General features: G+C 60.3%; 22 protein-coding genes. 8 read left to right on the top strand and 14 right to left on the bottom strand.

The window, feature by feature from the left end; genetic code table 11:
- The 5 genes from sucA to sdhC form a co-directional block, all read right to left on the bottom strand.
- Positions 1–2,808, bottom strand: coding sequence for a 2-oxoglutarate dehydrogenase E1 component (sucA, locus tag K5R89_RS11510; RefSeq protein ID WP_023288875.1), 2,808 nt, complete (start codon positions 2,806–2,808; stop codon positions 1–3).
- Positions 2,809–3,199: 391 nt separating this feature from the next.
- Complete coding sequence (gene sdhB / locus K5R89_RS11515) at positions 3,200–3,916, bottom strand: succinate dehydrogenase iron-sulfur subunit SdhB (RefSeq protein ID WP_023288874.1); 717 nt, start codon at positions 3,914–3,916, stop codon at positions 3,200–3,202.
- A gap of 15 nt (positions 3,917–3,931) precedes the next feature.
- The gene (gene sdhA, locus K5R89_RS11520) at positions 3,932–5,698 is read right to left on the bottom strand and encodes a succinate dehydrogenase flavoprotein subunit (protein WP_004179067.1); all 1,767 of its coding nucleotides are present in this window, start codon (positions 5,696–5,698) and stop codon (positions 3,932–3,934) included.
- A complete protein-coding gene (gene sdhD, locus K5R89_RS11525) occupies positions 5,698–6,045 on the bottom strand; it encodes a succinate dehydrogenase membrane anchor subunit (protein ID WP_002894949.1) in 348 nt (115 codons plus the stop codon). Before sdhD ends, sdhA begins: the two co-directional genes overlap by 1 nt.
- Positions 6,039–6,443 (bottom strand): succinate dehydrogenase cytochrome b556 subunit, encoded by a 405-nt coding sequence (gene sdhC, locus K5R89_RS11530; RefSeq protein WP_004142216.1) that lies wholly within the window; start codon positions 6,441–6,443, stop codon positions 6,039–6,041. Before sdhC ends, sdhD begins: the two co-directional genes overlap by 7 nt.
- A 640-nt stretch (positions 6,444–7,083) precedes the next feature.
- Between sdhC and gltA the strand changes: the two genes are divergently transcribed.
- Positions 7,084–8,367, top strand: a complete 1,284-nt coding sequence (gene gltA / locus K5R89_RS11535) for a citrate synthase (RefSeq protein ID WP_023288873.1) — start codon at positions 7,084–7,086, stop codon at positions 8,365–8,367.
- A gap of 85 nt (positions 8,368–8,452) precedes the next feature.
- Here gltA and nei read toward each other — a convergent pair whose 3' ends face one another.
- From nei to K5R89_RS11565, 6 genes are read right to left on the bottom strand one after another with little or no spacing between them, the layout of a single operon-like run.
- A complete protein-coding gene (gene nei, locus K5R89_RS11540; RefSeq protein ID WP_032455160.1) occupies positions 8,453–9,244 on the bottom strand; it encodes an endonuclease VIII in 792 nt (263 codons plus the stop codon).
- Positions 9,245–9,259: 15 nt separating this feature from the next.
- Complete coding sequence (gene pcp, locus K5R89_RS11545) at positions 9,260–9,904, bottom strand: pyroglutamyl-peptidase I (protein ID WP_044521708.1); 645 nt, start codon at positions 9,902–9,904, stop codon at positions 9,260–9,262.
- A 29-nt stretch (positions 9,905–9,933) separates the two neighbouring features.
- Entirely contained in the window at positions 9,934–10,686 is a 753-nt protein-coding gene (gene pxpA, locus K5R89_RS11550; protein ID WP_044521673.1) for a 5-oxoprolinase subunit PxpA, read from the bottom strand.
- Positions 10,676–11,608 (bottom strand): 5-oxoprolinase subunit PxpC, encoded by a 933-nt coding sequence (gene pxpC, locus K5R89_RS11555; protein ID WP_023288869.1) that lies wholly within the window; start codon positions 11,606–11,608, stop codon positions 10,676–10,678. Before pxpC ends, pxpA begins: the two co-directional genes overlap by 11 nt.
- Complete coding sequence (gene pxpB / locus K5R89_RS11560; RefSeq protein WP_044521671.1) at positions 11,602–12,258, bottom strand: 5-oxoprolinase subunit PxpB; 657 nt, start codon at positions 12,256–12,258, stop codon at positions 11,602–11,604. Before pxpB ends, pxpC begins: the two co-directional genes overlap by 7 nt.
- A 14-nt stretch (positions 12,259–12,272) precedes the next feature.
- The gene (locus tag K5R89_RS11565; protein WP_004885970.1) at positions 12,273–13,016 is read right to left on the bottom strand and encodes a type 2 GTP cyclohydrolase I; all 744 of its coding nucleotides are present in this window, start codon (positions 13,014–13,016) and stop codon (positions 12,273–12,275) included.
- A 267-nt stretch (positions 13,017–13,283) separates the two neighbouring features.
- On the opposite strand from K5R89_RS11565, the gene K5R89_RS11570 reads away from it, so the two are divergent.
- A complete protein-coding gene (locus K5R89_RS11570) occupies positions 13,284–14,762 on the top strand; it encodes an MFS transporter (protein ID WP_032455154.1) in 1,479 nt (492 codons plus the stop codon).
- Here K5R89_RS11570 and phrB read toward each other — a convergent pair.
- Together phrB and K5R89_RS11580 are read right to left on the bottom strand one after the other, a co-directional pair.
- Positions 14,734–16,176: a deoxyribodipyrimidine photo-lyase gene (gene phrB / locus K5R89_RS11575; RefSeq protein ID WP_064155119.1), complete on the bottom strand. Its 1,443-nt coding sequence runs from the start codon at positions 16,174–16,176 to the stop codon at positions 14,734–14,736. The genes K5R89_RS11570 and phrB overlap by 29 nt on opposite strands.
- 182 nt (positions 16,177–16,358) lie before the next feature.
- Entirely contained in the window at positions 16,359–16,568 is a 210-nt protein-coding gene (locus tag K5R89_RS11580; RefSeq protein WP_004142243.1) for a DUF2517 family protein, read from the bottom strand.
- Positions 16,569–16,875: 307 nt separating this feature from the next.
- On the opposite strand from K5R89_RS11580, the gene kdpF reads away from it, so the two are divergent.
- The 6 genes from kdpF to kdpE are packed head-to-tail and all read left to right on the top strand — an operon-like array spanning position 16,876 to position 24,661.
- The gene (kdpF, locus tag K5R89_RS27785) at positions 16,876–16,965 is read left to right on the top strand and encodes a K(+)-transporting ATPase subunit F (RefSeq protein WP_020323459.1); all 90 of its coding nucleotides are present in this window, start codon (positions 16,876–16,878) and stop codon (positions 16,963–16,965) included.
- Positions 16,965–18,644: a potassium-transporting ATPase subunit KdpA gene (kdpA, locus tag K5R89_RS11590; RefSeq protein WP_217259392.1), complete on the top strand. Its 1,680-nt coding sequence runs from the start codon at positions 16,965–16,967 to the stop codon at positions 18,642–18,644. The genes kdpF and kdpA overlap by 1 nt, the downstream gene beginning before the upstream one ends.
- Positions 18,645–18,664: 20 nt before the next feature.
- On the top strand, positions 18,665–20,713 hold the full coding sequence (kdpB, locus tag K5R89_RS11595; protein ID WP_101989801.1) for a potassium-transporting ATPase subunit KdpB: 2,049 nt from the start codon (positions 18,665–18,667) through the stop codon (positions 20,711–20,713).
- 10 nt (positions 20,714–20,723) lie between these two features.
- Entirely contained in the window at positions 20,724–21,299 is a 576-nt protein-coding gene (gene kdpC, locus K5R89_RS11600; protein ID WP_023288862.1) for a potassium-transporting ATPase subunit KdpC, read from the top strand.
- Positions 21,300–23,987 (top strand): two-component system sensor histidine kinase KdpD, encoded by a 2,688-nt coding sequence (gene kdpD, locus K5R89_RS11605; protein WP_032455149.1) that lies wholly within the window; start codon positions 21,300–21,302, stop codon positions 23,985–23,987.
- Positions 23,984–24,661 carry a two-component system response regulator KdpE gene (gene kdpE, locus K5R89_RS11610; RefSeq protein ID WP_002894776.1) on the top strand — a complete coding sequence of 226 codons (678 nt, stop codon included), beginning with the start codon at positions 23,984–23,986 and terminating at the stop codon, positions 24,659–24,661. The genes kdpD and kdpE overlap by 4 nt, the downstream gene beginning before the upstream one ends.
- Here kdpE and K5R89_RS11615 read toward each other — a convergent pair.
- The gene (locus K5R89_RS11615; RefSeq protein ID WP_049014755.1) at positions 24,643–25,080 is read right to left on the bottom strand and encodes a hypothetical protein; all 438 of its coding nucleotides are present in this window, start codon (positions 25,078–25,080) and stop codon (positions 24,643–24,645) included. The two genes, kdpE and K5R89_RS11615, sit on opposite strands and share 19 nt — an antisense overlap.
- Between the last annotated feature and the right edge of the window lie 19 nt (positions 25,081–25,099).

Below are 25,099 nucleotides of genomic sequence, written 5' to 3' on the forward strand. Positions count from 1 at the left end.
TTAATCGACGTTCAGCGCGTCATTGACCAGATCTTGTTGCTGTTTCTGGTGAACGGACATATACCCTACCGCCGGAGAGGCGGAGGCCGGGCGGCCTGCATAACGCAGAGAGGCCCCAAACGGAATCACTTCACGGAAGTGATGCTGGCTGCAGTACCATGCGCCCTGGTTGAGCGGCTCTTCCTGGCACCAGACAAAATCATGTACGTGCGCATACGCTTTCAGCGCATCCTGCACCGCCTGATGCGGGAACGGATAGAGCTGCTCGATACGAACGATAGCGACATCTTTTTGCTCGTTTTTACGGCGCTGTTCCAGCAGGTCGTAGTAAACCTTACCAGAGCACAGCACCACGCGCTTCACAGCCTGCGGATCAAGTTGATCGATTTCACCGATGGCCGGCAGGAAAGTGCCGTTCGCCAGCTCATCCATGCTGGAGACCGCCAGCGGATGACGCAGCAGCGACTTCGGCGACATCACCACCAGCGGACGACGCATACCGCGCAGCGCCTGACGACGCAGCATGTGGTACACCTGCGCCGGCGTGGACGGCACGCATACCTGCATATTCTGCTCAGCGCACAGCTGCAGATAACGCTCCAGACGGGCGGAGGAGTGCTCCGGGCCCTGGCCTTCGTAGCCGTGCGGCAGGAGCATCACCAGGCCGCACATCCGGCCCCACTTCTGCTCACCGGAGGAGATGAACTGGTCGATCACCACCTGCGCGCCGTTGGCGAAGTCGCCAAACTGCGCTTCCCAGATGGTCAGGGTGCGCGGCTCTGCAGTGGCGTAACCATATTCAAACGCCAGCACCGCTTCTTCAGACAGCACGGAGTCCCAAACGCGGAACTGGCCCTGACCGTTATGGACATGCTGCAGCGGGGTGTAGGTTGAACCATTGGTCTGGTTATGGATCACCGCATGACGGTGGAAGAAGGTGCCGCGACCGGAGTCTTCCCCGGACAGACGCACCGGAATACCTTCGTCAACCAACGTGGCGTAGGCCAGGTTTTCAGCGCCGCCCCAATCGAACAGCTTCTCACCTGCCGCCATCGCCTGGCGGTCGGCGTAAATTTTCGCCACGCGGGACTGCATTTCGATACCTTCCGGCACCGTGCTGATGCGTTTGGCCAGCTCCTGCAGACGCTTCGGCTCCACTTTATCCGGATAGCTCTCGTCCCACTCATGGTTGAGGTACGGCGACCAGGTAAAGGAGTGCATGTTCATCGGACGCCATTCCTTCACCACGCATTCGCCGGCATCCAGCGCATCGCGGTAGAGGTTAACCTGCTCGGTAGCATCTTCCAGGGTCGCGACCTTGTCCTGCTCCAGCTTGTCAGCATAGATTTTGCGCGGAGTCGGGTGCTTTTTGATCTTCTGATACATCAGCGGCTGGGTTGCGCTCGGCTCATCGGCTTCGTTATGGCCGTGACGGCGGTAGCACACCAGGTCGATGAAGACATCGCGTTTGAAGGTATTGCGGAAATCCAGCGCCAGACGGGTGACGAAAGCGACCGCTTCCGGATCGTCGGCGTTGACGTGGAAAATCGGCGCCTGCACCATTTTACCGATGTCGGTGCAGTACGGGGTCGAACGCGCATCCAGCGGGTTAGAGGTCGTGAAGCCCACCTGGTTGTTGATAACGATGCGCACGGTCCCGCCCACTTCGTAACCGCGGGCTTTGGACATGTTCAGGGTTTCCTGAACCACGCCCTGGCCGGTCACCGCGGCGTCGCCGTGGATAGTGATCGGCAGAACCTTGTTGCTGCTCGGCTCGTCCAGACGATCCAGACGGGCGCGTACGGAACCGATCACCACCGGGCTGACGATCTCGAGGTGCGACGGGTTAAACGCCAGCGCCAGGTGCACCAGACCGCCTTCGGTTTCTATATCGGAAGAGAAGCCCATGTGGTACTTCACATCGCCGGTACCGAGGTGTTCTTTATGTTTGCCGGCAAACTCGTCGAACAGGTCCTGCGGTTTTTTACCCAGCACGTTGACCAGCACGTTCAGACGGCCACGGTGCGCCATGCCCAGCACCACTTCACGGGTGCCGCTCTTACCCGCATGGCGGATCATCTCTTTGAGCATGGGGATCAGGGCGTCGCCACCCTCCAGCGAGAAGCGCTTCGCCCCCGGGAATTTGGCGCCGAGGTAGCGCTCCAGCCCTTCCGCGGCAGTCAGTTCGCCGAGGAAACGTTTTTTCTCTTCCGCGGTAAAGCTCGCTTTGCCGGCTACCGATTCAATGCGCTGCTGGATCCAGCGTTTTTCTTCGGTAGAGGTGATATGCATGTATTCCGCGCCGATGGAGCCGCAGTAGGTTTGCTTAAGGGCGGCAATCAGCTCGCCCAGCTTCATCGTGTCTTTACCGATGGCAAATGAACCTACGTTATAGCTTTCCTGGAAATCGGCCTCGGTCAGATCGTGGTAGGCCGGATCGAGATCCGCCACTCTCTCTTGCTTCCACAGCCCCAGCGGATCGAGATTCGCATGCTGGTGGCCACGGAAACGGTATGCGTTGATGAGCTGCAGGACTTTAACCTGCTTCACATTGGTGTCTGGGTCGGAAATCGAAGAAGTGTAACGTGAGGCATCCTTCGCCAGTCGACGGAAATAATCACGCGTTTTGGAATGAAATTGATCCGGTTTAACTCCGGTGCCAGGTAACTGCTGGAACATTGAACGCCAGTTGGCGTCAACAGAGTCAGGATCGGTTAAGAAGTCTTCATAGAGCTGTTCTATCCAGCTCTGGTTCGAACCAGAGAGGTAAGAAGAGTCCAGCCAGGCTTTCATTGCGCCGTTCTGCATCGTGATCCCTTAAGCATTCATATGCTTATTTCGCCGTAGAAACTACCACGCACACCGAGTGCACGTGCCGGGGTTCACTTGTTGCGGACGAGTTGTGGTTTCTATCCGCTAAGGAACCTTTAAAAACTGCCATTAATCTTCGGCGTTCAGGCTGCGGTTGCGTTAGCTGCCTTCACTTACCCCGGTCACATAGTTCACTATGCTCCCGGGGATGCGTTCAGTTGCCGCCTTACCTCGCTCTGAACGCCTTGATTACTGGTACATATTTGGCGGTTTTTAAAGATTTCCTGCTATATCTATTGCCTGATGGCGCTTCGCTTATCAGGCCTACAAAATATGCTCCTGTAGGCCGGATAAGACGTTTACGTCGCCATCCGGCAACTAAAACAACTTACGCGCTGCGCTGCAGCAGCATCGACTTAATATGGCCGATGGCGCGCGTCGGGTTCAGCCCCTTAGGACACACACTGACGCAGTTCATAATGCTGTGACAGCGGAATACGCTGAAAGCATCGCTCAGGCCGTCCAGACGCTCGCTGGTTTCGGTATCGCGACTGTCGATCAGGAAGCGATACGCGGCCAGCAGGCCTGCCGGGCCGATGAACTTGTCCGGGTTCCACCAGAACGACGGGCATGAGGTCGAACAACATGCGCACAGAATACACTCGTACAGGCCATCGAGCTTCTCACGCTGCTCAGGCATCTGCAGATGCTCGCGAGCCGGAGGATTTTGCCCATTATTCAACAAGTAAGGCTTAATCTTCTCATATTGTGCATAGAATTGCCCCATGTCCACCACCAAATCACGGATAACCGGTAATCCTGGCAGCGGGCGGATAACAATCTTCTTGCCCGGCTGATTCAGCGCGGAGATCGGCGTGATGCACGCCAGACCGTTTTTCCCGTTCATGTTCAGGCCATCGGAACCGCAGACCCCTTCACGGCAGGAGCGGCGGAACGACAGCGACGGATCTTTTTCTTTCAGCTGGATCAGCGCATCCAGCAGCATCATGTCACGACCTTCTTCCGCGTCGAGGGTGTAATCCTGCATGTGCGGAGCGTCGTCAACATCCGGGTTATAGCGATAAATTGAAAACTCGAGTTTCATTTTCCTGTCTCCGCATTAATAAGTACGAATCTTCGGCGGGAATGCCGGACGCAGTTTCGGTTCCATGTTGACGCTACGACGCGTCATGGATTCCGACTCTGGCAGATACAGGGAATGGCACAGCCAGTTTTCATCATCACGATCCGGGAAGTCGAAGCGGCTGTGAGCGCCACGGCTCTCGGTACGGAAGTTAGCGGATACGGCGGTCGCGTACGCGGTTTCCATCAGGTTATCCAGCTCCAGGCACTCAACGCGCTGGGTGTTGAACTCGCTGGAGGTATCGTCGAGACGGGCGTTTTTCAGGCGCTCGCGGATCACTTTCAGCTGTTCCAGACCTTTGTGCATCGCATCGCCTTCGCGGAACACCGAGAAGTTATGCTGCATACATTCCTGCAGCGCTTTGCGGATCGCCACCGGATCTTCACCGGAACGGGTGTTGTTCCAGCGGTTGAGGCGGTCCAGCGAGCCTTCGATATCGGATTCGCTGGCGTCGCGCAGCGTGCCCTGCTCGGCGATAGACTCCTGCAGATGCAGACCCGCCGCGCGGCCGAAGACCACCAGGTCGAGCAGCGAGTTGCCGCCCAGACGGTTGGCGCCGTGGACCGATACGCAGGCGATTTCGCCCACCGCGAACAGACCCGGGATCACCACGTCTTCGCCCTTCTCATTGACGGTCAGCGCCTGGCCGGTCACTTTGGTCGGAATACCGCCCATCATGTAGTGGCAGGTTGGGATAACCGGGATCGGCTCTTTCACCGGATCGACGTGAGCAAAGGTGCGGGACAGCTCAAGGATACCCGGCAGACGAGATTCCAGAACCTCTTTACCCAGGTGATCCAGTTTCAGTTTCGCGTGCGGGCCCCACGGACCGTCGCAGCCGCGGCCTTCGCGGATCTCGATCATGATGGAACGCGCCACCACGTCACGACCCGCCAGGTCTTTCGCGTTCGGCGCATAACGCTCCATAAAGCGCTCGCCGTGTTTATTCAGCAGATAACCGCCTTCGCCGCGGCAACCTTCGGTGACCAGAACCCCGGCCCCGGCGATACCGGTCGGGTGGAACTGCCACATTTCCATATCCTGCACCGGCACGCCGGCGCGGATGGCCATCCCGACGCCGTCACCGGTGTTGATGTGGGCGTTGGTGGTGGACTGATAGATACGGCCTGCGCCGCCGGTCGCCAGCACGGTGGCGCGGGCTTTAAAGTAGACCACTTCGCCGGTCTCGATGCACAGGGCGGTACAACCCACCACCGCGCCGTCCTGGTTTTTCACCAGATCGAGGGCATACCATTCGGAGAAGATAGTGGTGTGGTTTTTGAGGTTCTGCTGGTACAGGGTGTGCAGCAGGGCGTGGCCGGTACGGTCAGCCGCCGCCGCGGTACGCGCCGCCTGCTCGCCGCCGAAGTTCTTCGACTGGCCGCCGAACGGGCGCTGATAAATACGGCCGTCGTCAAGACGGGAGAACGGCAAGCCCATATGCTCCAGCTCGAGAATCGCTTCCGGGCCGGTCTTACACATATATTCGATGGCGTCCTGGTCGCCGATATAGTCCGACCCTTTTACGGTGTCGTACATATGCCATTCCCAGTTATCTTCATGGGAGTTACCGAGCGCGACGGTGATACCACCCTGCGCGGATACGGTGTGCGAACGGGTCGGGAAAACTTTGGAGAGCAGCGCACAGGTCTGTCCGCTCTGGGAAATTTGCAGCGCCGCGCGCATACCTGCGCCGCCGGCACCGATGACAACAGCATCAAACTCTCTGACTGGCAATTTCATTACACACCCCACACCACAACAAATCCATAAAGAACGTAAGCCACCAGCGCCACAACGATAGCCAGTTGCAGAACCAGGCGCAGAGCCAGTGGTTTAACGTAGTCCGTTAACACCTGCCACATCCCGATCCAGGCATGGATAAGAATGGAAACGAGAGCCAGCAGAGTGAAGACTTTAGTGAAGCCGGAGGCAAAGAATCCGGTCCACACTTCCCATGAGATTTCACCGGTGGTAGCGAAGAAGCCAACCATGTAGATGATGTAGAGGGTCAGAACGATGGCGGTAGCACGGACCAGAATAAAGTCATGTACGCCGTTGCGTCCCAGTGCTGAGGCGTTGCTTACCATACGAGGACTCCTGCGAGAAGTGAAAGCACGACAGTAATAACAAAAGAAATCTTGGCGGAACGTTTCCCTGCTTCGAGGGTTTCGTCCAGGTAGCCAAAGTCCATCATCAGATGGCGGATACCAACAACGACGTGATAGGCCAGCGCGGTGAGAATGCCCCACATGATGAACTTCACAAAGAAGCTATCCATGATCGAGGCCGCCGTCAGAAAACCTTCAGGGGAGGAGAGGCTGGTGCCCAGCAGCCAAAGCAGAATTCCGACCGCCACGAAGGTGATGACACCGGAAACGCGATGGAGAATGGACGCTATCGCCGTGATTGGGAACCGTATCGTTTGTAGATCCAGATTGACAGGTCTTTGTTTTTTCACATTTCTTACCATGAATAACGCCCACATGCTGTTCTTATTGTTTCCTTCCTCCGGTCTGCTTGCGGGTCAGACAGCGTCCTTTCTATAACCAGAAGTCATGTTAAAACGTCTTTTCAGGCATTAAAACATCACTAAACAACGCTGGGTGGCTCGGGATTGCAGGGTGTTCCGGAGACCTGGCCGCAGTATAGGCCGTTCACAAAATCATTACAATTAACCTACATATAGTTTGTTGGGTTTTCTCCGGAACAGTGATCAAGGTCACGATAACAACATTTTTTTAATTTTTAATCACCTGATTTGACAAATATTAAACATTCTTGTTACAACCATTACCAGTTAAATGCAATAATGCTCAAAAGTTATGAGGTCATGCTTTCACCTGAGAATAAGTTATGTAACAGTGTGTCAGTATTGACCGATGTAATCAGGACAGTTATTAGTGGTATACAGGTTTTAATATTCGGACTGCTAAAACGCTGATTTGCTGTTGTTTCACCGCAGCCCTGAAGAACGTGCCATCAAGCGCCGTTGCTCTGTACCCTGCCCTTTTCGCTGACGCAGAGCTGTGTGCAACATAACAAACTGGTAACGTATACGGGCGCGGGCCGAAAGCAAATCCACCACCCGGCAGTCTTAAGCAATAAAGGCGCTAAGGAGACCATAAATGTCTGATGCTAAAGCAAAAATCACCCTGGGTGGTGACACTGCTATTGAACTGGATGTGCTAAAAGGCACGCTCGGTCAGGATGTTATTGATATTCGTAGTCTTGGTTCAAAAGGCGTATTTACCTTTGACCCAGGTTTCACATCTACCGCTTCCTGTGAATCTAAAATTACGTTTATCGATGGTGACGAGGGGATCCTGCTGCACCGTGGCTTCCCGATCGACCAGTTAGCGACCGAATCAAACTATCTTGAAGTTTGTTACATTCTGCTAAACGGTGAAAAACCGACCCAGGCAGAATATGACGAATTCAAAACCACCGTCACCCGCCACACCATGATCCATGAGCAGATTACTCGTCTGTTCCATGCGTTCCGTCGCGATTCTCACCCGATGGCCGTTATGTGCGGGATCACCGGCGCCCTGGCGGCGTTCTATCACGACTCCCTCGACGTGAATAACCCGCGTCACCGTGAAATTGCCGCCTATCGCCTGCTGTCCAAAATGCCGACCATGGCAGCCATGTGTTACAAGTATTCTATCGGCCAGCCGTTTGTTTATCCGCGCAATGACCTCTCCTACGCCGGCAACTTCCTGCGCATGATGTTCGCCACGCCGTGCGAAGAGTACGAAGTCAATCCGGTGCTGGAGCGCGCAATGGACCGTATTCTGATCCTGCACGCCGATCACGAACAGAACGCCTCGACCTCGACGGTACGTACCGCGGGCTCTTCCGGCGCTAACCCGTTCGCCTGTATCGCAGCCGGCATCGCCTCCCTGTGGGGACCGGCGCACGGCGGCGCCAACGAAGCGGCGCTGAAAATGCTGGAAGAGATCAGCTCCGTTGAGCACATTCCGGAATTTGTTCGTCGTGCGAAAGACAAGAATGACTCTTTCCGCCTGATGGGCTTTGGCCATCGTGTGTACAAAAACTACGACCCGCGCGCCACCGTGATGCGTGAAACCTGCCATGAAGTGCTGAAAGAGCTGGGCACCAAAGACGACCTGCTGCAGGTGGCCATGGAGCTGGAGCATATCGCGCTGAACGACCCGTACTTCATCGAGAAGAAACTCTACCCGAACGTCGACTTCTACTCCGGTATCATCCTGAAAGCGATGGGTATTCCGTCCTCCATGTTTACCGTTATCTTCGCCATGGCGCGTACCGTGGGCTGGATTGCGCACTGGAACGAAATGCACAGCGATGGCATGAAAATCGCCCGTCCGCGTCAGCTCTATACCGGCTACGAAAAACGCGATTTCCAGTCCGACATCAAGCGTTAATCTCGCTGTCCGGATGATAAAAACGCGCCTGATGGCGCGTTTTTTTATGCCTGACGATGAGGTCTGGCGCTGCCTGGCCGCCGGCTTAATGCTGGCAGCGCGGGCACCAGTAAAACGGCCGCGAGGAGAGCATCGTCTTCTCAATCACGCCCCCGCAGCGCTCGCACTGTTCGCCATCGCGATGGAACACCTTAAAGCGGAACAGCGCGCCGTGGTGCTTGTTGTCATCGGGCTGGCCGCGGGTACGATAAGAAAGCCGCGGGATATCGAGCAGCGCGTGCGCCAGCGCATCCAGTTGTATTGCATTCAGCTCCGAGGCCTTATGCTGCCCGGTCAGCCCCACCTGCCAGAGGATTTCCACCCGCAGATAGTTTCCCAGCCCGGCAAGAAAAGCCTGATCCAACAGCAGGCCGGAAAACTGACGATGGCGGAATTTGGCCGACAGCAGCCGCGCTTTCACCTGCTCCGCGGTTAACGTCATATCCAGTACGTCCGGACCGATGCGCAGCAAGAACGGATGGTTGGCCACCTGCTCCGCTGTGAGCATCTCAATGTCCGACGCGCTGTAGAGCAAAATCGCCTTGCTGGCGGTCTGGAGCCTGACGCGCAGCACCCGGTTAGAGGCGGGCTGTTCGCCAGCGTCAACCACGCGCCAGACGCCGTACAGCTGATTATGGCTGTACAGGGTCAGGCCGCCGGAGAAGCGGGTCAGCAGGGCTTTGCCCCGGGTGTCGATATGGGTAACCCGCTGACCAATCAGCGGGGTTTGGTAGGGTTGCAACCGGGGAAAGGCGAACCAGACGTCGGTTAAGGGTTCGTCTTTGATTGCCGCCTCCAGTGTATCCGCCGCGCGGCGGATCTCCGGACCTTCCGGCATACTGTCATCCTTTTGTCAGTGGGTGGCGCCGCCGCCCAGTTTACTGTCCACCGGCTGGCGCAGGGCCACGGCAATGGCCGTCTCCAGCGCCTCCCGCACGGTGGCGATCGCCATACTCGGCTCGCCGGGATGGGCCGCCGCCTGCGCCGGTAGCCATGGAATATGGATAAAACCGCCTCTCACCTCAGCCTGACCCTGCAGCCTGTGCAACAGGCCGTACATGACGTGGTTGCAGACGAAGGTGCCGGCGGTCTGCGACACCGAGGCCGGGATCCCGCGATCGCGCAGCGCGTTGACGATCGCTTTGATCGGCAAGGTGCTGAACCACGCCGCCGGCCCGCCGTCGACGATCGGCGTGTCGATGGGTTGCTGGCCTTTGTTATCGGGGATGCGCGCATCATCGACGTTGATCGCCACACGTTCGACGCTGATATCGACCCGACCGCCGGCCTGCCCCACCGCGATAACCAGCTTCGGCTGCAGGTCCTCTATCGCCGCGTCGAGCGCCGACAGCGCCTCGCCAAACACGCAGGGAAGCTGCCGGGCGGTCACCGGCTGGCCAGCAATCATAGTGCCGTCAAGCTGCTGCACCACTTCCCAGGAAGGGTTCACCGTCTCGCCGTCAAAGGGTTCGAAACCGGTGAGTAATACTCCCGCCACCATCCTCTCCTTCGCGGTCATGCCGATTGTCATATCTCAGCCTCAGGCTGAGCGCTGACCAGAATATGGCGCCCGGCGAACGCCGCCCGCAAACGGCGGGCAAAATCGAGGGCATGCGGACCATCACCGTGCAGACATACCGTCTGCGCCACCACATTCGCCCATTCGCCGCTGACGCTGCGCACCCGGTGGTGTTGCACCATCTCGAGGGTTTGCGCCAGGGCCTGCTCTTCGCTGTCAATCAGCGCCCCGGGCTGGCTGCGCGGCACCAGGCTGCCGTCGGCCAGATAACCGCGATCGGCAAACACCTCCTGACGCGTCGTCAGACCATAGCGCTGTCCGGCGCGGATCAATTCGCTGCCCGCCAGACCCACCAGCACCAGCTGCGGGTTAACATCGCGGACCGCGCGGGCGATCGCGTCGGCCAGCGGCGGCGATTTGGCCGCCTGGTTGTAGAGCATGCCGTGCGGCTTCACGTGCTGCAGCTCGCCGCCCTGCGCCTGAACGATCGCCGCCAGAGCGCCAATCTGATACAGCGTCTGGGCATAGACCGTTTCCGGCGGTAGATCCATCGCCGTGCGGCCAAAATTTTCCCGGTCGGGATATCCCGGATGGGCGCCCACCGCCACGCCGTACTTCAGCGCCTCGCGCACGCTCTGCACCATCAGCCCGGCGTCGCCGGCGTGAAAACCACAGGCGATATTCGCCGATGACACCAGCTGGAGCAGCGCGCTATCGTTCGCCCCGCCTTCCCCGAGATCGGCATTAAGATCAATCATCATCGTGGAGTCTCCAGGCCAGTTGTTCAAGATAACGCTGGCGATCGGCCCGCGCCTTCAGCGCCTCCTCCAGCGAGCAGGCCACGAAATGGATCGGCTGCCCCAGCGGGATCTGCGCCAGCTGGTACATATCGGCATCGATAATGCAGGCGATCCGCGGATAGCCGCCGGTGGTTTGCGCGTCGTTCATCAGCACAATGGGCTGGCCGTTGTGCGGCACCTGCACCACGCCCGGTAGCAGGCCGTGCGACAGCATTTCACGATCGGTGGTGCGTTTCAGCGGCTGCCCCTGCAGGCGGTACCCCATGCGGTTACTCTGCGGACTGAGCTTCCAGGGGGCGCGCCAGAATGACGCCTGCGAGGCCTCGTCAAATTCATGATACTCCGGCCCGGGCAGCGCACGAATGCGGTTGCCCAGCGGCAGCTGCTTGACGCCGCGCGGGGTGGTGAAGCGGCGGGCGGCTTTCCCGAGCTTCAGCTTGTCGCCATCCTGCAGGCGGCGTCCTTCCAGACCGCCAATCCCCGCCTTGAGATCCGTGCAGCGCGAGCCAAGGACCTCGGGGACCGCAATCCCGCCCGCCACCGCCAGATAGCTACGGATGCCATGCTGCGGCGTTTTCAGCACCAGCCGCTGCCCGGCCCGGTAGGCGGTGCGCCAGCCCACCCAGACCGCTTTACCGTCCAGCGTCGCTTCGCAGGCGGCGCCGGTCAGCGCAAACCAGCCGCTGCGGGCAAATTCGATCTCCACCTGGCCGAGGGTAATCTCCAGCCCGGCGGCATTCGCCTCGTTGCCAACCAGCAGATTGGCAATCACCAGCGAGGGATAATCCAGGGCGCCGCAGCGGCTGATGCCAGACTGGCGCAGGCCTTCTCGTCCACCGTCCTGTACCGAGGTGTACAGGCCGGCGCGGATCAAGGTCAACATACCCCCTCCTTTTGTGGCACAAAGCGAATTTTATCGCCCACGCGCAGTAGCGCAGGCTCCTTCCGCGCCGGGTCGAACAGCGTCAGCGCGGTGCGCCCCAGCAGCTGCCAGCCGCCGGGCGTCGCCAGCGGATAGATACCGGTTTGCGCGCCGCCGATACCCACCGATCCGGCCGGAACGAGCACGCGCGGTTCGGCGCGACGCGGTGTCGCCAGCGCCGCAGGCAGCCCGCCCAGGTAGGGAAATCCCGGCTGAAAACCAATAAACCAGACCAGATATTCCACCGAGGCGTGCAGCTCCACGACCTGTTTTTCACTCAGGCCGCTGTGCTGCGCCACTACACCGAGGTCAGGTCCGGCCTCGCCGCCGTAGACGACCGGAACAGACAGCGAGCGCGACTCAGGCTCGATCGCGAGGCTCTCCTCCCACCAGCGCTGCAGACGGTCTATCGCCTCCCACGCCACCTCCTGCGGGCGGCGGAGCACCACAGTGATATTGTTCATGCCGGGAATGGCGTCAATCACCTCTTCATGGTTTGCCAGACGCTGGGCTAATCCCCAGATCCGTTGCTGGCTTTCAAGGGTAACCGGCGGCTCCAGCTCCAACACGACAGCCGTTTCTCCTAACAGATAACAACGCGCTCGCTGCACTTTTCTCTCTCCCGTCAGGCAGGGTTAGGAATATCAATAAAGGTGACATCCAGGTCGGTGGTTTCCGTCAGCCATTCGCTGAGGGCGCGAATGCCGCCCCGCTCGGTGGCGTGGTGGCCGGCGGCATAAAAATGCAGGCCCTGCTCGCGGGCAGAGTGGATGGTTTGTTCCGACACCTCGCCGGTGATAAACGCGTCCACGCCAAAGCGCGCCGCGGCGTCGATAAAGCTCTGGCCGCCCCCGGTACACCAGGCGACGCGGCTGACGGTGTCCGGCCCGGTATCGCCGCACCACAGCGGCTTGCGTCCCAGCCGCGCTTCAATCCACGAGGCCAGCTCGAGGCCGGACACCGGCATCGACAGTTCGCCCCAGGGCACCAGGGGTTCGATTTCGCCCAGCACGTTAATCCCCAGCAGATGCGCCAGCTGCGCGTTATTGCCCAGCTCGGGATGGGCATCCAGCGGCAGGTGCCAGCCGTAGAGGTTGATATCGTTGGCCAGCAGGGTTTTCAGGCGCCGGCGCTTCATGCCGCGGATCACTGGCGATTCGTTTTTCCAGAAATAGCCGTGATGGACGATTACCGCATCCGCCTGCAGGCGGACGGCCTCATCCAACAGCGCCTGGCTGGCCGTGACTCCGGTGACGATCTTGTGCACCGTGTCGCGCCCTTCCACCTGCAGACCGTTAGGGGCGAAGTCACTGATGGCTGCGCTATTGAGCTTGTCGTTTATCAGTTGTTCCAGTTCGCTATTTTTCATCGCCACTCCAGCAGATAATCAGGGTATACAAAGGCATAACATAACCAGATCCATTCGGGTCGTCGATAGTCCGCCTCCGACACTGACGATGACTTTTTACCGAATAGCGCAATTTGTCTATTCATCCCGCCGCGCATTCGTGTATATTTATGCATTAATAAAGCATATTAAATAATCAGAAAGCCCCTCAAGCCATGAATATGACTAATTAAACGCTATTCATGCAGAACGATCGACTTTCGCTTTACGCCAGGAAACACACTTCTCATGAAGACAACATCATCGCAACCGCGGGCGATTTACTACGTCGTGGCGCTGCAAATCTGGGAATACTTTAGCTTCTACGGCATGCGCGCCCTGCTGATCCTCTATCTCACCAATCAGCTTAAATATGACGATAACCACGCTTACGCCCTGTTCAGCGCCTACTGTTCGCTGGTCTATGTGACGCCGATCCTCGGCGGCTATCTGGCCGATAAGCTGTTAGGCAACCGGATGGCGGTCATGCTCGGCGCGCTGCTGATGGCCATTGGCCATCTGGTGCTCGGGGCCAGCGAAACCGCCCCGGTCTTCCTCTACCTGTCGCTGGCGATCATCGTCTGCGGCTACGGGTTGTTTAAATCCAACGTCAGCTGTCTGCTGGGCGAGCTGTACGAACCCGCCGATCCGCGTCGCGATGGCGGTTTCTCGCTGATGTATGCCGCGGGCAATATCGGCTCGATCATCGCGCCGATCGCCTGCGGCTACGTCCAGGAGGAGTATAGCTGGGCGATGGGCTTTGCCCTGGCGGCCATCGGCATGGTGGCGGGACTGGTGATTTTCCTCTGCGGCAACCGTCACTTCCAGCATACCGCCGGCGTGAACCGCCAGGCGCTGTGCGCCCGTCGTTTCCTGCTGCCGAACTGGGGCTGGCTGCTGGTGCTGCTGGTCACTGCTCCGCTGCTGATTGCCGTGCTGTTCTGGCAGGAGTGGTCGGTATATGCCCTGATCGTGGCCACGGCCATTGGCCTCGCGGTGCTGGCGCGGATCTACCTGCGCGCTGAGACCGATAAACAGCGCAAGGATCTGCGCCTGATCGTCGTCCTGACCGCTTTCAGCCTGCTGTTCTGGGCCTTCGCCCAACAGGGCGGCAGCTCCATCAGCCTGTATATTGACCGCTTCGTTAACCGCCATATCATGAGCTACGAAGTCCCTACCGCTATGTTCCAGTCGATCAACGCCTTCGCGGTGATGCTCTGCGGCATGGTGCTGGCGTGGCTGGTGAAAGAGAGCGTCGGCGGTAATCGCACCGTGCGCATCTGGGGAAAATTTGCCCTCGGTCTGGGCCTGATGAGCGCCGGGTTCTGCATCCTAACCCTCAGCGCCCGCTGGTCGGCGGCCTATGGTCAGTCATCCATGCCGCTGATGGTGCTGGGGCTGGCGGTGATGGGTTTTGCCGAACTGTTTATCGACCCGGTCGCGATGTCGCAAATCACCCGCATTGAGATCCCGGGGGTCACCGGGGTGTTGACCGGCATCTATATGCTGCTCTCCGGGGCTATCGCCAACTATCTGGCCGGCGTTATCGCCGACCAGACCTCGCAGGCGTCATTCGACGCCGCCGGGGCGGTGAACTACTCCATTGACGCCTACATCAACGTCTTCAGCCAGATCACCTGGGGCGCGCTGGCCTGCGTCGGCGTGGTGCTGGTCATCTGGCTGTATCACTCGCTGAAGGTCAGGACCCGCCGTCTGGCGGTGGAGTAATCCCCTTTCTGGCGGCCTCCCAGGCCGCCAGCGTCTCCTGCCGCGCCTGCTTGTGATCGACTATCGGGCGCGGATAATCCAGCGTAATCCCCTGTTTATCCGCCCACGCCCACGGCTGATGCAGCGCCTTCTCCGGCACCTTTGCCAGCTCCGGCAGCCAGCGACGCATAAACACCCCCTGCTTATCAAACTTCTCGCCCTGGGTGGTGGGATTAAATATGCGGAAATAGGGCGCGGCGTCGGTGCCCGTCGAAGCCGCCCACTGCCAGCCGCCGTTGTTCGCCGCCAGGTCGCCATCAATCAGCTGGCTCATGAAATAGCGCTCCCCTGCCCGCCAGTCGAGGCGCAGATCTTTAGTCAGGAAGCTGGCGACGATCATGCGCAACCGGTTATGCATCCAGCCGGTGGCGTTAAGCTGGCGCATGGCGGCATCGACAATCGGATAGCCGGTCTCCCCGCGCTGCCAGGCCTGCAGGGCGCCATCCTCTTCGCGCCAGGCGACCTTATCGGTCCAGGCGACAAACGGCCGTCCTTTACAGAGTTTCGGATAGTAGACCATCAGATGGCGGTAAAACTCGCGCCAAATCAGCTCATTAAGCCAGGTGGCGCCTGCCCCGCCGTCCAGCGCGGCGGGGTGTTCCGTCAGCAGCCGATGCAGGCACTGGCGCGGCGACAGCACCCCGGTGGCCAGGCAGGGCGACAGGCGACTGGTCCCTTCCACGGCCGGGAAGTCGCGCTGCCCCTCATAATCCGCCGCCGGTTGCTGACAAAACGTGCGCAGCCGCGCCAGCGCCGTTTTTTCATCCGCGGCAAACAGCAGCCCATCGAACGGCGTTTGCGGATAGTTGAGCTCCGGCGGCGGCGGCGCCTGGCGGGCGGGTGCCTCGCGCGGCTTTGGCGCGGCCACGCACGCCGGCAGCCCTTCCCGCAGCCGGCGAATAAACGCATTCTTAAACGGAGTGAAGACTTTATACATTTCGCCGCCGCCGGTCAGTACGCTGCCGGGCGGCAACAGGACGCTGTCGTCAAATCCCTGGCAAATCACTTCGCTCAAGGTGTTCTCAACGGCGGCATCGCGCTGGCGTTCATTGAATTCGTACTGATAGTTGTAGAACAGATGACTGACCTGGTGCTGCTGGCAAAACTGGGCCAGCCGCTCGACGCTGGCGCTAAAATCGTCCGCCTCTTCTACCCACAACGGTATGCCACGCTCCGCCAGCGCGGCGTGCAGACTGTGCAAATGGCTGGCGATAAAAGCGGCCTGCCGCGGCGCCATATGATGCTCGCGCCACTGCCCCGGGGTGGCAATATAGAGCGCCAGCACCTGCGCCTGCGAATCGCGGCAGGCGGCGGCCAGCGCCAGGTTATCGTGAATGCGTAAATCCGTGCGTAACCAGACCAGATGGGTGGCCATATCACTCCTCATTATCCGTCAGCAAAACTCATCTCATGATCTAAGCCGGAAAAAATAGCGCGCTCCGGCAAAATAAGCACCTGCCAATTCCGCTGCGGCGCTTGCAACGAGTGTAGACAAGCGACGAAAAAAAACCGCCGGGGGCAACCGGCGGTTATTGGCTTTCATTGCAGCAGGGCGAATCAGTAGAAGTCGTGAGCGGCTTTTTCCGCCTGCGCCATCCACACCGGCTGCTCGCTGGTTTTCGACCACACCCGGTGCAGCCAGCTGTAATAGCGGGCGCGATCTTTCCAGAACAGCATCACCGGCAGCGCCGCGACGCCAGCCACGACGGCGAAAGCCCGACGCAGCAAAATAATATGAGCAGGATAAGCTTTGTACAACGCCATCATTTCTCTCCCCTTTGTCAGGCCGGCAAGTCGCGCCGGTAAAAAATTACCATGTTTGTTTGAGCAAAATAGTACCGCGTTGGTTGTAATTTTACTACTCATCCGACCACTAAAAAGCACGTATTTATACTTAATTTACATTCATCCCGTAAATTAGTTACGAAAAAGTTAAATTAATACTAACCATCAGTTAAATTGTGCCTTTGCCATTTTTATACTTTTTTTACACCGCGCCCGCGGATTTTTGCGAAATCTTTGCGCCGTAATTTCTATTCTCCTGGTAAATCAAAAACACACCCGGAGGTGGATTGTGACTGCAGGCGTACTCACTGGCGTTGGGCTGGTGTTCCTGTTACTGGCTTATCTGGTTTATGCCTTGATACATGCGGAGGCATTCTGATGGCTGCCCAGGGATTTTTATTATTAGCCAGCTACCTGCTGGTATTGCTGGCGCTGGCGCGCCCGCTGGGGATGTGTCTGGCGAGAATGGTGAACAACATCCCGCTTCCCGGCCTGGCCGGCGTCGAGCGCGTCCTGTGGCGCGTGGCCGGGATCCGCGCCGATGAGATGGGCTGGCTGCAGTATTTGCTGGCGATCCTGCTGTTTAACGCCCTCGGCGGCCTGGCGCTGTTTGCCCTGCTGATGCTCCAGGGCGTGCTGCCCTTTAACCCGCAGCACCTGCCGGGGCTGCCGTGGGATCTGGCGCTCAACACCGCGGTCAGCTTTGTCAGTAATACCAACTGGCAGGCTTACGCCGGCGAAAGCACCATGAGCTATCTCAGCCAGATGGTGGGGCTGACGGTGCAGAATTTCCTCTCCGCCGCCACCGGCATCGCCGTGGTCTTCGCCCTGACCCGCGCCTTCGCCCGACAGAAAATGTCCACCCTCGGCAATGCCTGGGTCGACCTGACGCGCATTACCCTGTGGCTGCTGCTGCCGCTCTCTCTGCTGGTGGCCCTGTTCTTTATTCAGCAAGGCGTGCCGCAGAACCTGCAGGCTTACCAGCCCTTTACCACCCTCGAAGGGGCGCACCAGCTGCTGCCGATGGGGCCTGTCGCCTCACAGGAAGCGATTAAGCTGCTGGGCACCAACGGCGGCGGTTTCTTTAACGCTAACTCCGCCCATCCGTTTGAAAACCCGACGGCGCTGACCAATCTCGTGCAGATGCTGGCCATCTTCCTGATCCCGGCGGCGCTGTGCTTCGCCTTCGGCGAGGTGGTGAGCGATCGCCGCCAGGGGCGCGCTATTCTGTGGGCGATGACGCTGATCTTTATCCTCTGCGTCGCCGTGGTGATGTGGGCGGAAACCCGCGGCAACCCGCACCTGCTGACGCTGGGCGCCGACAGCAGCCTGAATATGGAAGGTAAAGAGAGCCGCTTCGGTATTCTCGCCAGCAGTCTGTTCGCGGTGATCACCACCGCCGCCTCCTGCGGCGCGGTCAACGCCATGCATGACTCCTTCACCGCGCTGGGCGGGATGGTGCCGATGTGGCTGATGCAGATTGGCGAAGTGGTGTTCGGCGGCGTCGGCTCGGGTCTCTATGGCATGCTGCTGTTCGTTATGCTGGCGGTGTTTATCGCCGGGCTGATGGTCGGCCGCACCCCGGAGTACCTCGGGAAGAAAATCGATGTCCGGGAAATGAAAATGATCGCCCTGGCCATTCTGGTCACCCCGACGCTGGTACTGCTCGGCACGGCGCTGGCGATGATGACCGAGGCCGGCCGCGCCGGGATGTTCAACCCCGGCGCGCACGGCTTTAGCGAAGTGCTGTACGCCGTCACCTCGGCGGCCAATAACAACGGCAGCGCCTTCGCCGGCCTGGGCGCGGCGACGCCCTTCTGGAACCTGCTGCTGGCGTTCTGCATGCTGGCTGGACGCTTCGCCGTCATCATTCCGGTGATGGCTATCGCCGGCTCGCTGGTGACGAAGAAAATTCAACCGGCCAGCCCCGGTACCCTGGCCACCCACGACGCCCTGTTTATCGGTCTGCTGATCGGCACCGTGCTGCTGGTGGGCGCCCTGACCTTTATTCCTGCGCTGGCGCTTGGCCCGCTGGCCGAACACTTTTCCTTACTTTGAGCGATGCGGAGCCCCCTGTTATGAGTCGCAAACAATTAGCCCTGCTGGAGCCGACGCTGGTGCGCCAGGCGCTGCTGGATGCCGTGAAAAAACTCAGCCCGATGGTGCAGTGGCGCAATCCGGTGATGTTTATCGTCTGGGTGGGCAGCCTGTTAACCACCCTGCTGGCCATCGCCATGGCTGGCGGCGCCATGACCGGCAGCGCCACGTTTACCGCCGCCATCAGTATCTGGTTATGGTTTACCGTGCTGTTCGCCAACTTTGCCGAAGCGATGGCGGAAGGCCGCAGCAAAGCCCAGGCCAATAGCCTGAAAGGGGTGAAAAAAACGGCCTTCGCCCGTAAGCTGCGCGCCCCGCAGCATGACGCGACGGTCGACCATGTGCCGGCGGAAGACCTGCGCAAAGGCGACGTGGTGCTGGTGGAAGCCGGGGATATTATCCCCTGCGATGGCGAAGTCATCGAAGGCGGCGCCTCGGTGGACGAAAGCGCCATTACCGGCGAGTCCGCGCCGGTGATCCGCGAATCCGGCGGCGATTTCGCCTCAGTGACCGGCGGGACGCGCATCCTCTCCGACTGGCTGGTGATCCGCTGCAGCGTCAACCCGGGAGAAACCTTCCTCGACCGGATGATCGCCATGGTGGAAGGCGCCCAGCGCCGTAAAACGCCGAACGAAATCGCCCTGACGATCCTGCTGATCGCCCTGACGCTGGTGTTCCTGCTGGCCACCGCCACCATCTGGCCCTTCTCGGCCTGGAGCGGCAATGCGGTGAGCGTCACCGTGCTGGTCGCTCTGCTGGTGTGCCTGATCCCGACCACCATCGGCGGTCTGCTGTCGGCGATCGGCGTCGCCGGGATGAGCCGTATGCTGGGCGCCAACGTGATCGCCACCAGCGGCCGCGCGGTGGAGGCCGCTGGCGATGTCGATGTCCTGCTGCTGGATAAAACCGGGACCATTACGCTTGGCAACCGCCAGGCCTCCGCTTTCCTGCCGGCGCGCGGTGTGGAAGAGCGAACCCTCGCCGACGCCGCCCAGCTCTCCTCGCTGGCTGACGAAACCCCTGAGGGACGCAGCATCGTGGTGCTGGCGAAGCAGCGCTTCAACCTGCGCGAACGCGATCTGCAGTCGCTGCACGCCACCTTTGTCCCCTTTACCGCGCAAACGCGGATGAGCGGCATCAATATCGATCAGCGCATGATCCGTAAAGGCTCGGTGGACGCGATTCGCCGTCACGTAGAGGCCAACGGCGGCCACTTCCCTGCCGATGTCGAGAAGCAGGTGGAAGAGGTCGCCCGCCAGGGGGCAACGCCGCTGGTGGTTGCCGAAGGTGAAAAGGTGCTGGGGATTATTTCGCTCAAAGATATCGTCAAAGGCGGCATCAAAGAACGTTTCGCCCAGCTGCGCAAAATGGGCATTAAAACGGTGATGATCACCGGCGATAACCGCCTTACCGCCGCGGCGATCGCCGCCGAGGCCGGCGTCGACGATTTCCTCGCCGAAGCGACGCCGGAAGCCAAGCTGGCGCTGATCCGCCAGTATCAGTCGGAAGGTCGGCTGGTGGCGATGACCGGCGACGGCACCAACGACGCGCCCGCGCTTGCCCAGGCCGACGTGGCGGTGGCCATGAACTCAGGCACCCAGGCGGCGAAAGAGGCGGGCAACATGGTCGACCTGGATTCCAACCCCACCAAACTGATTGAGGTGGTCCATATCGGCAAACAGATGCTGATGACGCGCGGCTCGCTGACCACCTTCAGTATTGCCAACGACGTGGCGAAATATTTCGCCATTATTCCGGCGGCGTTTGCCGCGGTCTATCCCCAGCTGGCGATGCTGAACGTGATGGGCCTGCATTCGCCATCGTCGGCGATCCTCAGCGCCGTTATCTTCAACGCGCTGATCATCGTCTTCCTGATCCCGTTGGCCCTGAAAGGGGTGAGCTATCGCCCGCTCTCCGCCTCGGCGATGCTGCGCCGCAACCTGTGGATCTACGGCCTCGGCGGTCTGCTGGTGCCATTTATCGGTATTAAAGCCATTGACCTGCTGCTGACCCTGAGCGGTCTGGTGTGAGGAACAAACTATGTCATTGATTCGTCCAGCACTTGTGCTATTTATTCTGTTAACCCTGCTCACCGGCGGCGTTTATCCTCTGCTGACCACCAGCCTGGGACAGTGGTGGTTTAACTCACAGGCCAATGGCTCGCTGATCCGCCTGAACGGCGAGGTGCGCGGCTCGGCGCTGATTGGCCAGAACTTTACCGCCGCAGGCTATTTCCAGGGCCGCCCGTCAGCCACCGCGGAGACAGCGGATAACCCGATGGCCTCTGGCGGCAGCAACCTCGCCGCCAGCAACCCGGCGCTGGATAAGGCGGTGAGCGAGCGGGTGCAGGCCCTGCGCGCCGCGAACCCGGATGCCGACCCGCGGGTGCCAGTCGAACTGGTCACCACCTCGGCGAGCGGTCTCGATAACAACCTGACCCCGGCCGCCGCGCTGTGGCAGGCGCCCCGGGTGGCCAAAGCGCGCCAGCTGAGCGTCGACCAGGTGACCGCGCTGGTTAACCAGGCCACACAAACGCCGCTGCTGAGCTTCCTTGGCCAGCCGGTGGTCAATATACTGCAACTCAATATGGCGCTGGATGCCCTGAAGGATAAGTAAATGAGTGACGAGCCGCTGCGTCCGGACCCTGACCGCCTGCTGCAGCACACCGCCGCCCCGCATCGCGGCAAACTGAAAGTCTTCTTCGGCGCCTGCGCCGGGGTGGGGAAAACCTGGGCGATGCTGGCGGAAGCGCAGCGGCTGCGGGCCCAGGGGCTGGATATTCTGATTGGCGTGGCGGAGACCCACGGCCGGAAAGAGACCGCCGCGATGCTGCAGGGCCTGAGCACCCTGCCGCCGCGGCGGCTCGCTCACCGCGGGCGCTACGTGTATGAGTTCGACCTCGACGCCGCCCTCGCCCGCCGCCCGGCGCTGATTCTGGTGGATGAACTGGCGCACAGTAATGCCCCCGGCTCCCGCCATCCGAAGCGCTGGCAGGATGTGGACGAACTGCTGGAAGCCGGGATTGACGTCTTCACCACGGTTAACGTTCAGCATCTGGAAAGCCTGAACGACGTTGTCAGCGGGATCACCGGCGTGCAGGTGCGGGAGACCGTCCCCGATCCCTTTTTTGACGCCGCGGACGACGTGGTGCTGGTGGACCTCCCCCCTGACGATCTGCGCCAGCGGCTCAATGAGGGCAAAGTCTACATCGGCGGCCAGGCCGAGCGCGCTATCGAGAACTTTTTCCGCAAAGGGAACCTGATTGCGCTGCGCGAACTGGCTCTGCGCCGTACCGCCGATCGCGTCGATGAGCAGATGCGCGCCTGGCGCGACCGCCAGGGCCAGGAGAAAGTCTGGCACACCCGCGACGCCATTCTGCTCTGTATCGGGCACAACACCGGCAGCGAAAAGCTGGTGCGTACCGCCGCCCGCCTCGCTGCCCGTCTGGGCAGCGTCTGGCATGCGGTATATGTCGAAACGCCTTCCCTGCACCGCCTGCCGGAATCCCGGCGGCGGGCCATCCTCGCCGCGCTGCGTCTGGCCCAGGAGCTGGGCGCCGAAACCGCCACCCTCTCCGACCCGTCTGAAGAGAAAGCGGTCCTCCATTACGCGCGCGAACATAACCTCGGAAAAATTGTCATCGGCCGCCAGAGCAAACGCCGCTGGTGGGATCGCAGCGGCTTCGCCGACCGTCTGGCTCGTCACGCGCCGGACCTCGATCTGGTGGTCATCGCCCTGGATGAAAAGCCCTTCCCCCTTCCGGCGCGCGCCAGCGACACTCGTCCGGCGCTGGAGAAATGGCGGCTGCAACTGCAGGGCTGCGCGTTGGCGGTGGCCCTGTGCGCCATCATTACCCTGGTGGCCATGCAGTGGCTGATGGCCTTCGAAGCCGCCAACCTGGTCATGCTCTATCTGCTGGGGGTGGTGATCATCGCCCTGCTCTATGGCCGCTGGCCGTCGGTGCTGGCGACGGTGATCAACGTTATCAGCTTCGATCTCTTTTTTGTCGCCCCGCGCGGCACGCTGGCGGTGTCAGATGTCCAGTATCTGCTCACCTTCGGCGTGATGCTCACCGTTGGCCTGCTTATCGGTAACCTCACCGCCGGCGTGCGCTACCAGGCGCGGGTGGCGCGCTATCGCGAGCGGCGTACCCGCCACCTGTATGAAATGTCCAAAGCGCTGGCGGTGGGTCGTAGCCAGCAGGATATCGCCACCACCAGTGAGCGGTTTATCGCCTCCACCTTTCAGGCTCGCAGCCAGCTGCTGCTCCCGGACGCCCAGGGGAAACTGCTGCCCTTAACCCACCAGCCCGGGCTGACGCCGTGGGATGACGCCATCGCCCGCTGGAGCTTTGATAAGGGTCAACCCGCCGGCGCCGGCACCGATACCCTGCCCGGCGTGCCGTATCAGATCCTGCCCCTGAAGAGCGCCGCCCGCACATGGGGACTGCTGGTGGTGGAGCCGGCGAATCTGCGCCAGCTGATGATCCCGGAGCAGCAGCGGCTGCTGGAGACCTTCACCCTGCTGGTGGCCAGCGCCCTGGAGCGTCTCACCCTGACCGCCAGCGAAGAGCAGGCCCGGTTGACCAGCGAGCGCGAAAGCCTGCGTAACTCGCTGCTCGCCGCCCTGTCCCACGATCTGCGTACCCCGCTCACCGTGCTGTTTGGCCAGGCGGAAATCCTGACCCTCGATCTGGCCAGCGAGGGCTCGAAGCATGCCCCGCAGGCCAATGAAATCCGCCAGCATGTGCTCAATACCACCCGGCTGGTAAACAACCTGCTGGATATGGCGCGGATCCAGTCCGGCGGCTTTAATCTGCACAAGGAGTGGCTGACGCTGGAGGAAGTGGTCGGCAGCGCGCTGCGTATGCTCGAGCCAAGCCTCGGCGGCCAGCACGTTCAACTGGATTTACCCGACCCGCTGCAGCTGGTGCATGTCGACGGGCCGCTGTTCGAGCGGGTGTTGATCAATCTGCTGGAGAATGCCCATAAGTATGCCGGCGCCCGGGCGGACATCGGTATTCGCGCCGAAGCGGACGCCCGGCAGCTGTCGCTGGAGGTATGGGATAATGGTCCGGGGATCCCGGCGGGCCAGGAACAGGCTATCTTTGATAAATTCGCCCGCGGCAACAAAGAGTCGGCGATCCCCGGCGTCGGGCTGGGCCTTGCCATCTGTCAGGCCATCGTCGACGTCCACGGCGGGACCATCTCCGCCAGCAACCGGCCGGAAGGCGGCGCCTCATTCCGTGTTACACTGCCGGGAGAAACGCCCCCTGAACTGGAAGAGCTATCTGAGGAATTGTGATTAACGTTCTGATTATCGAAGACGAACACGCTATCCGTCGCTTTCTGCGCACCGCGCTGGAAGCCGACGGCATGCGCGTATTTGAAGCGGAAACCCTGCAGCGCGGGCTGATCGAAGCCGCCACCCGTAAGCCCGACCTCGCGATCCTCGATCTCGGCCTGCCGGATGGCGACGGCATTGATTTTATTCGCGACCTGCGCCAGTGGAGTCAGATGCCGATTATCGTCCTGTCAGCGCGTAGCGAAGAGCACGACAAAATTGCCGCCCTGGATGCCGGCGCCGATGACTACTTAAGTAAACCCTTTGGCATCGGCGAGCTGCAGGCCCGCCTGCGCGTCGCGTTGCGTCGTCACGGCGCGGCGCAGGCCGACGAGCCGGTGGTGCGCTTCGCCGACCTGGAGGTCAATATCCCCGCCCGCCGCATCCTGCGCGGCAGCGAAGAGATCCACCTGACGCCCATCGAGTTTCGCCTGCTGGCGGCGCTATTGAATAATCCCGGCAAAGTGCTTACCCAGCGCCAGCTGCTGAATCAGGTGTGGGGCCCTAACGCCGTGGAGCACAGCCATTATCTGCGGATCTATATGGGTCACCTGCGGCAAAAGCTGGAGGCCGATCCGGCGCGCCCGCAGCATCTGCTGACCGAAACCGGGATTGGTTATCGCTTTATGCCCTGAGCCCCGCCTCTGCAGTACCAGAGGCTGGCGATTTTCAACCCTTCAGAGAGCAGCAGGAAGCCTGCCAGGATCGCGAAATGCCGGACGCCGGCGGCCTGAATCAGCCACAGACCCACAGAAAGCGAGGGCTGCATAAACACCAGCCTGAGCGGCGCCTGCCCCCAGGCCAGCCACAGCCCATAGCGGCTCTGACGGAAAAAGAGGATCATCGACAGCGGGATGCTGATAATCAGCAGCACATTCAGCGGATAGAGCCAGACCGCCGCAGCGCCCCAGTCGTGCAGCAGCTGGAGATAAGCCAGCAGGTCGTCGTAAAAAGGGAGTCGGCGGTGGGCAATATTCCACCATAAGAATTGCAGGACGAAAAAGAGATCCATCCACGCCCAGAACAAAAACAGGGACTTCCGTTGTATTTTCATCGCTATCCTTGCGAAAAAA

It is taken from the genome of Klebsiella sp. TF21-TM (genome assembly GCF_019753495.1).
In the GTDB taxonomy this organism is placed as follows: Bacteria; Pseudomonadota; Gammaproteobacteria; order Enterobacterales; family Enterobacteriaceae; genus Klebsiella; species Klebsiella quasipneumoniae.

Bases quoted from the DNA above. Each gene is read 5' to 3' on its own strand.
- sucA (WP_023288875.1), bottom strand. From the start codon at position 2,808: ATGCAGAACGGCGCAATGAAAGCCTGGCTGGACTCTTCTTACCTCTCT.
- sdhB (WP_023288874.1), bottom strand. From the start codon at position 3,916: ATGAAACTCGAGTTTTCAATTTATCGCTATAACCCGGATGTTGACGAC.
- sdhA (WP_004179067.1), bottom strand. From the start codon at position 5,698: ATGAAATTGCCAGTCAGAGAGTTTGATGCTGTTGTCATCGGTGCCGGC.
- sdhD (WP_002894949.1), bottom strand. From the start codon at position 6,045: ATGGTAAGCAACGCCTCAGCACTGGGACGCAACGGCGTACATGACTTT.
- sdhC (WP_004142216.1), bottom strand. From the start codon at position 6,443: ATGTGGGCGTTATTCATGGTAAGAAATGTGAAAAAACAAAGACCTGTC.
- gltA (WP_023288873.1), top strand. From the start codon at position 7,084: ATGTCTGATGCTAAAGCAAAAATCACCCTGGGTGGTGACACTGCTATT.
- nei (WP_032455160.1), bottom strand. From the start codon at position 9,244: ATGCCGGAAGGTCCGGAGATCCGCCGCGCGGCGGATACACTGGAGGCG.
- pxpA (WP_044521673.1), bottom strand. From the start codon at position 10,686: ATGATGATTGATCTTAATGCCGATCTCGGGGAAGGCGGGGCGAACGAT.
- pxpC (WP_023288869.1), bottom strand. From the start codon at position 11,608: ATGTTGACCTTGATCCGCGCCGGCCTGTACACCTCGGTACAGGACGGT.
- K5R89_RS11565 (WP_004885970.1), bottom strand. From the start codon at position 13,016: ATGAAAAATAGCGAACTGGAACAACTGATAAACGACAAGCTCAATAGC.
- K5R89_RS11570 (WP_032455154.1), top strand. From the start codon at position 13,284: ATGAAGACAACATCATCGCAACCGCGGGCGATTTACTACGTCGTGGCG.
- phrB (WP_064155119.1), bottom strand. From the start codon at position 16,176: ATGGCCACCCATCTGGTCTGGTTACGCACGGATTTACGCATTCACGAT.
- K5R89_RS11580 (WP_004142243.1), bottom strand. From the start codon at position 16,568: ATGATGGCGTTGTACAAAGCTTATCCTGCTCATATTATTTTGCTGCGT.
- kdpA (WP_217259392.1), top strand. From the start codon at position 16,965: ATGGCTGCCCAGGGATTTTTATTATTAGCCAGCTACCTGCTGGTATTG.
- kdpB (WP_101989801.1), top strand. From the start codon at position 18,665: ATGAGTCGCAAACAATTAGCCCTGCTGGAGCCGACGCTGGTGCGCCAG.
- kdpC (WP_023288862.1), top strand. From the start codon at position 20,724: ATGTCATTGATTCGTCCAGCACTTGTGCTATTTATTCTGTTAACCCTG.
- kdpD (WP_032455149.1), top strand. From the start codon at position 21,300: ATGAGTGACGAGCCGCTGCGTCCGGACCCTGACCGCCTGCTGCAGCAC.
- K5R89_RS11615 (WP_049014755.1), bottom strand. From the start codon at position 25,080: ATGAAAATACAACGGAAGTCCCTGTTTTTGTTCTGGGCGTGGATGGAT.